The sequence below is a fragment of the Mycobacterium sp. IS-1496 genome (assembly GCF_001499995.1).
Lineage (GTDB): Bacteria > Actinomycetota > Actinomycetes > Mycobacteriales > Mycobacteriaceae > Mycobacterium.
Genome location: NZ_LQIU01000013.1, coordinates 87,183 through 94,286, shown reverse-complemented (window position 1 = coordinate 94,286; position 7,104 = coordinate 87,183). Strand labels below are relative to the sequence as shown.

Annotated in this window: 4 protein-coding genes; 2 read left to right on the top strand and 2 right to left on the bottom strand. The window is 67.4% G+C overall.

The genetic code is table 11. The features are described from left to right. Window positions 1–215: IS30 family transposase (locus AU195_RS25170; RefSeq protein WP_172800464.1), on the top strand; the 215-nt coding region annotated here is incomplete at its 5' end. A 235-nt stretch (window positions 216–450) separates the two neighbouring features. On the opposite strand, the gene AU195_RS09715 is transcribed toward AU195_RS25170, so the two are convergent. After that, window positions 451–774: a hypothetical protein gene (locus AU195_RS09715; RefSeq protein ID WP_286149195.1), complete on the bottom strand. Its 324-nt coding sequence runs from the start codon at window positions 772–774 to the stop codon at window positions 451–453. Window positions 775–1,296: 522 nt separating this feature from the next. Here AU195_RS09715 and AU195_RS09710 point away from each other — a divergent pair. Next, window positions 1,297–4,314: a PQQ-dependent sugar dehydrogenase gene (locus AU195_RS09710; protein ID WP_059158861.1), complete on the top strand. Its 3,018-nt coding sequence runs from the start codon at window positions 1,297–1,299 to the stop codon at window positions 4,312–4,314. Window positions 4,315–4,319: 5 nt separating this feature from the next. Here AU195_RS09710 and AU195_RS09705 read toward each other — a convergent pair whose 3' ends face one another. Next, window positions 4,320–7,067, bottom strand: coding sequence for a helix-turn-helix transcriptional regulator (locus AU195_RS09705; protein ID WP_059158860.1), 2,748 nt, complete (start codon window positions 7,065–7,067; stop codon window positions 4,320–4,322). Window positions 7,068–7,104: the final 37 nt, after the last annotated feature.

Genomic DNA, 7,104 nt, shown 5'->3' with positions numbered 1-7,104 from the left:
CCCCGTGGCAACGCGGCACCAACGAAAACACCAATGGACTGCTGCGTCAGTACTTTGCCAAAGGCACTGATCTCTCGATATTTCCGGCCGACTACCTCGACTACGTCGCAACCAAGCTCAACAACCGACCCCGCAAGACCCTCGGCTGGAAAACACCCGCCGAAACACTCGACGCGCTACTGTGCGACCCACTCAATCCACCCGCTGTTGCATAGACGCCTTGAACCCAAGGGCGAATCATCGCGCACGGGCTCACGGTCGGCATATGCGCGAAAGGGTGGCTGATCCCCAGAACGACAAAAGCTTGTCTACCTGCCGCCCCGACGGCAGGTAGACAAGCAATTGTGACGTCGCATCCCCCGGGCGACGCACGTGGACTCGGTGCGGCTCGTGCCCGCCCCCTTGCAGAGCGCCCCGAGTCCTTGTCAAATAAACCAAGTGCCCGACCCCTCAGGAATCGGGGTTTTCCCTACGTTGCTCATATGAGTGCAGGATCCGGGTCCCGACCTTGCTGCTCAACCGTTGTGGCGCCAGCCCGGCCTGCTCACATGTGCGCGACACGAGACCTGGTTCGCAGCCGTCGAATACGCCGTAGAGCACCTCGTCGGAGGGCACGGCGAGCGTCAGGACGAGGTGGATGTCGGTCCCCTCGGCACGCATCTGCGCCGCGACCGACTCAATGCGCGCGACGAAGGCGTCGATCAGCTCTTCGGAGAGGTCCGGCAGATACCACTCGGCCAGACATCCCGACGTCTGAGCGTCGACTGTGAGCATGCCCACACGGTAGAGCGCATCGGCCCCGGACGAATTGGGGAATTCCCTACTCTTTCCCAACCGTGCGGCGAGCGGTACGCCAGTACAAGATCAGTAATTGTTTGCAAACGCGAGAACACGCGTCTGCGCGGCCGGAGGTCTTTTCGATCGATACGTCTTTCGCGGAGCAAAATAGCTGGAGGTAGCCTCGGCGGCTAACCGCGACCAGGTCGACGCTTCGGCGAAAATTCGCTATCGGTTTCAAGGACAAGCGGTTGACATGCGTGTTGCCCGTCGATGCGCGTGGCCTGGGCGTAGCTAACTTGCGATTTCAAGGTCCGCTTACTCGCCGACGGACAGGTCCGGGGAAATAACTGACGACCGGGTTGGCTGCACCTTCGGGCGCAGTACCCAGGGATGGCCGGGCAAACGAAAGAAACGTGACTTACGGAAAGGACAAATTTCCCTCGGGCGCGGTGCGATAGTGATGTCCGCACGCCCTGCGGAGGCGTTCGCACGGGGATTCGAGGGGGCGCTCGAGCAATGACAGCTAACGACCACAAGGTGGCATCGACCTACGCCGCATACATCGGACGCGTCGGCGCGCTGGCGATCGCGCTCGGCGTGGGGGGAGCCGTGGCAACGACACCGGGGGTTGCCTGGGCTGACGACTCCCCGCCGTCGACGGCCGAACCGGCCGCCTCGCAAGGGGCGCAGACGACGCCCACCACGGACGACGGCGCCGCCGCAGATGAGGAGGCGTCAGACGTCACCGAGGACGCCGACGACGAAGATGCCGGCGACCCAGAGGTGACCGAAGAACTCGACGGAGAGCTCGACGGAGAGCTCGACGGGGATCAAGACGGGGATCTCGACGATCTCGATGAGGACCTCGAAGGCGCCGACGGCGACGAAGACCCTGAGGAACTCGAGCGGCCGCCGGCCGAAGCGGTCGGGCAACCCGACGTCCGCGAGCCGGTCGTCGAGACACCGCCAGGCGCCGGCGCCCCCGCGCCGGAGTCATACGAACCGCCCGCAGACAGTGAGGCCGCCGATCCCGTCGACACGGGCGATTCCCCGCCCCCGGCTGACGTCGCTCCATCGGAGCTCGACGACACCGGCCTCGACGTGGACCCAGCGAGCCTCGGGTCGACGAACACCCTTGCTGGGCAGTCGCTTTCGCTGACCGACGACTCGGCGCTGCTGACATCAGCGCGGACCCGGCTCGCCGGTCTGCCGCCGCTGCGGCTGAATCTGCCGACGCCCGAACAGTTCATCGCGAGCATCCCCGCGCCCGTGGTCACCTGCCTGTGCGGCGTCATCAACACGGTGACCAACTTCCTCGACAACGTTCTCAAGCCGATGCTCGGCGGCGTGACCGGGGGAGCGGGTGCGGGAGCGGCGGGCCCCGGTCCCGCGGCACCCGGGCCGTCGCCGGCACTGTGGGCGGTCGCGGCCTGGGTCCGGCGACAGACGACCCAGGCGATCGACGGCTTCCTCGCGTCGCCGCTGGCCACTCCGATCCGGATGTTCGAAAGAGCCGTCTTCGACTTCGGTGGCTCCCCGGAGGGCCGCGCGCTGAGTGCGGCTGTAGTCCAATTCCTCGGACAATGCGGGCCGAGCGCGGACCTGCCCGAGGAACTCGACCGCGCGGTGCTGGTCTCCGGGCTCACCGAGCCGACCGATTTCAAGATCCTCGACAAGCATCACGAGAGCGGCGTCGACCGGATATTCATCGCCGAGAAGGGCGGTTCGATCAAGGTCTACAACCCGGACACCCGGGCGGTCACCACGCTGACGGTGATCTCCACGACCACCGGCGGCGAGCGCGGCCTCACCGGTATCGAGATCCACCCGGACTTCTGGCACGAAGACGAATTCGGCTACCGCTCAATCTATGTCGCCTACACGGCCGGCGACACCAACAGGGACACCCTGTCACGTCTGGTTTTGTCCGAGGACATGACCAGGGTCGAGAGCTCCGAGATCCTCATCCAGTCGACTGAGAACGCCAACACCTTTCACCACGGCGGCGACCTCGCATTCGACAACGAGGGCAAGCACCTCTACTGGGTGGTCGGCGACAACACCGAGGGGGTCGTGAACTCGCAGAGCCTGCGCAACATCCACGGCAAAGTGCTGCGGCTCAACCCCGACGGCTCGGTGCCCGAGGACAATCCGTTCGTCGACGCCGACACCACAACGGCGAGCCCCGCCGACTACATCTACGCCTACGGGTTCCGCAACCCGTTCCGGCTGACCTTCACCCCGAACGGGAAGCTGCTCGTCGCCGACGTGGGCGAGTCCAAATGGGAAGAACTCAACCTCGTGGTGAAGGGCGGCAACTACGGCTGGCCGCAGGCTGAGGGCAACTGCACCGGCTGCGCGTCGATCAATCCCATCTACGCGTACGAACATTCGGCACCGCCGGTCAGCGGCGGTGCGATCACGTCAGTGACGGTCTTCGACGGCGCCGGTTTCCCTGAGAGATACCGCAACCGGGTGTACATCGCCGATTACAGCCTGGGCTGGATCCGGGTGCTCGAGTTCGACGAGCAGTACAGCAGCTTGATCAGCGCGAAGACGTTCTGGGGCAACGCCGGTGCGACGGTCAACCTGGCACAGGGACCGGACGACAATCTCTACCAGCTGACGATCTATCCCGGTGAGCTGTCGATGATCTCACCGTCCGGCGGCAACCGGGCGCCCACCGCCGTCATCGACGCCTCGCCGACCACGACGGCGGAGAAGACGCTGATCGTCAACTTCTCCGGTCTGCGCTCGTACGACCCCGACGACGACGACGATCTCACCTACCGGTGGGATTTCGGCGACGGCAACACGTCGACCTCGGCGACCCCCGTCAACGAGTTCACGACCACCGGGTCCTACAGCACCTACACGGTCACGCTCACGGTCAGCGACGGTGAGAAGACGAACACGACCACGCAGAAGGTGACGGTGGGCAGCACGCCGCCGGTCGCGCAGATCGTGAGTTTCCCGGCGTCGTACAACGCCGGCGACACCATCACGTTCAGGGGTTCGGGCACCGATGCGCAGGACCGCCCGGACGGTGCGCCGCTCCCGTCCACCGCATACAAGTGGACGGTCGTGTTCCATCACAACGAGCACACCCATCCGTTCGCCGACAACATCGTCGGGGACACGGCCACCATCACCATCCCGCGGTCACGCGATCAGATCGACGGCACCTGGTATCGCGTGCACCTGACGGTCACCGACAGCAGCGGTCTGTCCACCTCGACCTACGAGGACATCAGGCCCAACCTGGTCGACCTGACGATCGCCGCGAGCGATCCCGGCGCGCGGTTCACCATCGACGGGTTGCCCTACACGGGTTCGTACACCGAACGCGCCGTCGTGGGCGTGGATTACGTCCTCAGTGCGCCCACGACCCAGACGGTCAACGGCAGGCAGCTGACCTTCGACGGGTGGTCCGACGACGGCGCGGCGACGCACACGATCCGGGTTCCGGGAGAGGCGACGACCTACACGGCCTATTACGTCACCGCGGGGGCGAACCTGCAGCAGGTGGTGTGATCCGCTCACTCCTCGAGTCGGCGGGCGAGCGCGACGCGGCCCCGCACGCCGAGCTTGCGGTAGACGCGGCCGAGATTGGCCTCGACGGTCTTGATGCTGATGAACAGCGTTGCGGCGATGTCGCGGTTGCTCATTCCGGCCGCGGCCAATTCGGCCACGCGCCGCTCTGACGGCGTGAGGTTCTGATCGCGGGTGGGACGCACGTTGACCCGGGTCAGTTCTTCCCGCGCGCGCTGCGCCCACAGCACGGCGCCGATGTTCTCGAAGGTCTCCAGTGCCTCGCGCAGTGTCGCGGCGGCCGCTTCCTTGCGTCGCTGCCGGCGCTGCAGCTGTCCGAGAAGCAGTGCGGTGCGCGCACGTTCGAACGGCATCGGCAGGCGCTCGTGGTGGGCCATCGCCTCGGTCACCGCGGCGATCGCCCCGTCCACGTCGCCGCCCGCGGCCAGCTGCAGACCGCGACCGCGTTCCGCGACCGCCGACATCCACGGGCGGTCGAGGTGTCGGCCGTCGTGTGCGAATCTGTCGATGAGGGGCTGCGCCTCGGCGCTGCGCCCCACTGCCACCAGCGCCTCGACGGCGTCTGGGACGAAGAAGGATTCGAAGATCTCGTTGCCGGGGGTGGCCAGGTAATCGTCCAGCAGCGGCTCGAGCGTGGTGAGGGCCTGGGAGTAGTTGCCCAGTGACACCTCGATGAAGCCCAGCACACCGAGCGGCCACCACGTCATCCGCGCGATCCCGCTGCGGCGTGCCATCTCCAGCGCTGCTTCGGCATCGGCGCGGGCCGCGCGCACCCGGCCCGCGTAGGCGCCGGTGATCGCGCGCATGCCCAGTGCCACCATTCGCGAGTTGTCGCCGCCGAGCTGTTCGGCGCGCTCGACGGCGTCGTCGGCGTAGGTCGCGGCCTCATCGAGCCGGCCGCGCCAGAGCTCGATCATGGTGCCGCTCACCGACAGTGCCAGCAGGTCACGGTCGGCGCCGCGATCCAGGTTGCGGCGCCGCAGGTCCTGCAGTGTGGCGTAGGCCTCGTCGAGGCGCCCGGTCCACGAGTTGATCAGGCCCGCCACCGCGCGAGCCCGAAAAGGCAACGGCACCTCCGCATCCGGATCCTCGTAGTCGAGTGCGCGCTGCATGTCCCGGTCGTCGAGGCCGAACCCGAAGATGAAGCGCGTGAACACCCGTACGGTCAGGGCCTGTCCGATCAGCTGGCGCTGGCCGGTCTGTTCGGCGATCTCGACCGCGCGCTCGGCATTGCGCAGAGCAACCTCGTGATCACCGGAACTCGTCTGGGCCATGCCGAGCGTCATCAGGCAGTACACCTGCAGAGTGGGATCGGACTCGCTGTCGGCGAGCGCTTCGTCGAGAAGTTGGAGACCTTGCTGAAAGTCGTTCCGGTCAAAGCGGATTCCGGCGAGATGCATCGACGCCATAGCCCGCAGCGGCCCGTGGGGCATCCGGGGCAGCGTGGCGGTGAGCAGTTTTCCGGCGCGCGCACCGTCGCCCGCGGTGAAGAAGTGCGCCGCGGCCTGCAGGCGGCGCAGATCGGTGTCCCCGCCGAGTCGCATGGCGAATTCGAGGAGTTCGGCCGCCGCGGCCGGGGCGCCGCGTGCGCGGGCCGCATCGGCCGCCGCGTCCAGGGCGGCGAGCGTGTCGTCGTCCTGTCGGGTCGCCGCGAGGGCGAGGTGGCGAGCCTTCTGTTCGGGTTGGGCGATCACGCCCGCCAGCCGCCTATGCATGTGGCGGCGGCGGGCGGGCCCCGCCTCGGAGTACACGCCCCGCGCCAGCAGGGGATGGGCGAAACGAATTGTCAGACCGTCGATCTCGACCAGCCCCTGTTCCTCGGCGGCTTCGAGGAGCTCCAGCACCTCCTCGGGAGTCTTCTCGGTGGCGCTGGCGACGAGGTCGACGGTCGGGGCGGCGACGCAGGCCGCGGCCAGCAGGACGTCGCGCACCACCTCGTCGATGCCCTGGATGCGCCTGCGCACGACGTCGGCCAGTGACGCAGGCAGGGCGGGTTCACCGGCGGCGGTCTGTTCGGAGATGGCGCGGGCGAGTTCGAGGGCGTAGAGCGGGTTTCCGCCGGAGGTCTCCGCGATCCGGATCAGTGTGGGCCGTGGGAACGAGCGCCCGAGCCGTTCGGAGAGCATCGCGTGCAGGCCGCCCAGGGTGAGCGGCGCGACGCGGTGGCGGCGCAGCCGGTCGGGATGCCCCAGTTGCAGCCACTCGGTGTGGTGGGGCCCTCGTTCCTCGGAACGTTCGGTCAGCAGGAGCCCCACCGGGCAGTTCAGCCGGCGCGCCACGAAGCCGATCACTTCCCGGCTGCACACGTCGAGCCACTGCACGTCGTCGACGGCCACGATCATGGGCGCCTCGCTGCAGAGGATCTCGAGAGTGCTCAGTACGGCGGCTGCGGCGACCCGGTGGTCGGTATCGGGACCGTCGGCGTCGCCGCGCAGCATCAGCCGGTCCAGAGCCAGCCGCTGCACTTCGGGGAGGCCCCGGGTGAGCTCCGGGTCGACGTCCTCGAGGAGATCGGCGACGACGGCGTAGGCCAGTGACGTCTCGGCCTGACCCGCGCGAGCTGACAACACGCGGTAGCCCCGCTGACGGGCCTCCTCGACGGCGGTCAGCCAGAGCCGGGTCTTGCCGATCCCGGCCTCGCCCTCCACGAGAAGTCCGGCCGGGCCTTCGGTGACCGCAGCCAGGAACTCCGCGACGGCTTCGCGTCCGGCTGACGCGTCCCGGGCCACGTCCATCGCTTCATGATTGCAAACAGCAAAGCGATCGCGAAAC